The organism is Rhodoplanes azumiensis (assembly GCF_042682915.1).
In the GTDB taxonomy this organism is placed as follows: Bacteria; Pseudomonadota; Alphaproteobacteria; order Rhizobiales; family Xanthobacteraceae; genus Rhodoplanes; species Rhodoplanes azumiensis.
Genome location: NZ_JBHUIW010000043.1, coordinates 1 through 3,191 on the forward strand (window position 1 = coordinate 1; position 3,191 = coordinate 3,191).

Genomic DNA, 3,191 nt, shown 5'->3' on the forward strand with positions numbered 1-3,191 from the left:
GCGAACGACACGGTGCGGGTGCGCGGCTTCGATCGCAAGACGCCGGCGCGCCGTCCGCTGCCGGAGCATCTGCCGCGCGAGCGCATCGTCCATCCGGCGCCGTCGGCGTGTCCGTGCTGCGGCGGTGCGCTGCGCAAGCTCGGTGAGGACGTCACCGAGACGCTGGAGGTGGTGCCGCGCCAGTGGAAGGTGATCCAGCATGTGCGGGAGAAGTTCACCTGTCGGGCGTGTGAGGCGATCACGCAGCCGCCGGCGCCCTCGCATCCGATCGCGCGTGGACGCGCCGGTCCGGCGCTGCTCGCCCACGTGCTGGTCTCGAAGTACGGCCTGCATCTGCCGCTCAACCGGCAGAGCGCGGCCTATGCGCGCGAGGGCATCGATCTCGACGTGTCCACGCTCGCCGACTGGGTCGGCGCCGCCGCGGCGACGCTGATGCCGCTGGTCGAGGCGCTTCGCACCCACGTGTTCGCAGCCGCGCGCATCCATGCCGACGACACGCCGGTGCCGGTGCTGGCGAAGGGCAAGACGCGCACCGGCCGCTTGTGGACCTACGTCCGCGACGATCGCCCGTTCGGCGGACACGACCCGCCGGCCGCGGTGTTCTTCTACTCGCGCGACCGCACCGGCGATCATCCGCAACAGCACCTCGCGCGCTTCGCCGGCCTGATGCAGGCGGATGCCTATGCGGGCTTCAACCGGCTCTACGCGGCCGGCCGCAAGCCGGGGCCGATCACTGAAGCCGCGTGCTGGGCACACGCACGGCGCAAGTTCTTCGAACTCGCCCGCATCAAGAAGGCGCCGATCGCGATCGAGGCCGTCAAGCGCATCGACGCGCTGTTCGAGATCGAGCGCGACATCAACGGCGCCTCTGCCGACGAGCGGCGGCGCGTGCGCGACCAGCAGAGTCGACCGCTCATCGCCGAGCTTCACGCCTGGCTGCGCGGCGAACGCACAAAACTCTCGGCCAAGAGCGAGACCGCCAAGGCGATCGACTACGCGCTCAAACGCTGGACCGCGCTCACCCGCTTCCTCGACGACGGCCGCCTGTGCCTGTCCAACAACGCCGCCGAGCGGGCGCTGCGCGGCATCGCGGTCGGGCGCCACAACTGGACCTTCGCCGGCTCCGACGAGGGCGGCCGCCGCGCCGCCGCTGTCTACTCCCTGATCGAGACCGCCAAGCTGAACGACATCGATCCGCAGGCCTGGCTCGCCGATGTCCTCGCCCGGCTCCCCGATCATCCCGCCCGGCGCATCCACGACCTCCTGCCGTGGAACTGGAAGGCTCCAGCCTCCGCCGCCGCCGCGGCCTGACGACCCCGAATCTCTGCCCGAACCGACTTCCCTGCGGCCTTCACCGGATGGGTACCAATGAGGCCGCAGCTTTGAGGCTGCGGAAGCATCCCCGGCGACGACAAGACCAAGCTGAAGGACGACCTGCTTCAATGAGGCCGCAGCTTTGAGGCTGCGGAAGCTCGAGGAGGTCGGGCCCGAACACGCTCGCGACGTCACGCCGCTTCAATGAGGCCGCAGCTTTGAGGCTGCGGAAGCTTTTGGTAAAGAGCATGAACTAATGGCATCTGTTCCTGCTTCAATGAGGCCGCAGCTTTGAGGCTGCGGAAGCCTGCTCGAGAATCTCGTCCTGCTCGTCCTTGGGCAGGTCTTGCTTCAATGAGGCCGCAGCTTTGAGGCTGCGGAAGCCCCGGGTGCATCGAGTTCAAGGCGATCCTTTCGGAGTTCTTGCTTCAATGAGGCCGCAGCTTTGAGGCTGCGGAAGCTAGCAATAATAGACCGAGACGATTTCAAATCACCAGCTTCAATGAGGCCGCAGCTTTGAGGCTGCGGAAGCCCAAGCCCACACCATCATTCGCGAGGTGTTGACCATCGCTTCAATGAGGCCGCAGCTTTGAGGCTGCGGAAGCCACTGTAGTACTTGCTGGGGAATCCCTCGTAATCCAGGCTTCAATGAGGCCGCAGCTTTGAGGCTGCGGAAGCTATCATCCCAATCGCCATTATATGAAGAGGCCACTAGGCTTCAATGAGGCCGCAGCTTTGAGGCTGCGGAAGCCAGAAGAGTGTGGCGAAGTCCAACAAATGGTTGGTAGCTTCAATGAGGCCGCAGCTTTGAGGCTGCGGAAGCACATACCAATTTGTAACTGTGATGTATTTGAAATAGGCTTCAATGAGGCCGCAGCTTTGAGGCTGCGGAAGCTTTTCTTCTCACCCAATTCTACCTGGGCAATGTAATCGCTTCAATGAGGCCGCAGCTTTGAGGCTGCGGAAGCCGGAACAGATGCGTGATGCTGCCGGTCTTAATTGGACTGGCTTCAATGAGGCCGCAGCTTTGAGGCTGCGGAAGCTTGTTTCATTCCAACCACCACCACCGCTATTAAATGCTTCAATGAGGCCGCAGCTTTGAGGCTGCGGAAGCACTGCCATACATTTTGAAACCTCTGACGCAACCACCGATGCTTCAATGAGGCCGCAGCTTTGAGGCTGCGGAAGCAGGCACTTAACAGCACCGAGGCCGCACAGCTTCGCTTGCTTCAATGAGGCCGCAGCTTTGAGGCTGCGGAAGCGGGGCCGCGATCGTGTGTGTGACGTGCGCCGTGTGGGTGCTTCAATGAGGCCGCAGCTTTGAGGCTGCGGAAGCCCGAGGAAGACGCGTTCGGCAATCGCTGGTTGTCCAAGCGCGCTTCAATGAGGCCGCAGCTTTGAGGCTGCGGAAGCGGGAAGAAGGCACAATCGAAGACCTCCGTCGTGAGGTTGCTTCAATGAGGCCGCAGCTTTGAGGCTGCGGAAGCCGTCCTTCGCCTGGCGCAGCCCCTCGGCGCCGCCGGACAGCTTCAATGAGGCCGCAGCTTTGAGGCTGCGGAAGCCTATCTCGCCCCCACCGAGTTCGTGCGCGAGATCATGCTTCAATGAGGCCGCAGCTTTGAGGCTGCGGAAGCACTGCGTACCGACGGGCGGAGCAGACGGCATCAGCGGAGGCTTCAATGAGGCCGCAGCTTTGAGGCTGCGGAAGCGGCGCCGCGCTCGACAGGGTGCGACCGGATGGCGCGATGCTTCAATGAGGCCGCAGCTTTGAGGCTGCGGAAGCATCCGAATTGGGCTCGCTCGTTCTCGCTGAGCGTGAAGCTTCAATGAGGCCGCAGCTTTGAGGCTGCGGAAGCGGCGCCGCGCTCGACAGGGTG

General features: G+C 63.9%; 1 protein-coding gene and 1 CRISPR repeat array. The gene reads left to right on the forward strand.

What is annotated here, in order from left to right:
- On the forward strand, positions 1 to 1,311 hold a 1,311-nt coding region (gene tnpC / locus ACFSOX_RS22730), incomplete at its 5' end, for an IS66 family transposase (RefSeq protein ID WP_378480114.1).
- A 51-nt stretch (positions 1,312 to 1,362) separates the two neighbouring features.
- A CRISPR array of direct repeats spans positions 1,363 to 3,170; the repeat unit is 36 nt; unit sequence GCTTCAATGAGGCCGCAGCTTTGAGGCTGCGGAAGC.
- The last annotated feature ends 21 nt before the right edge of the window (positions 3,171 to 3,191 follow it).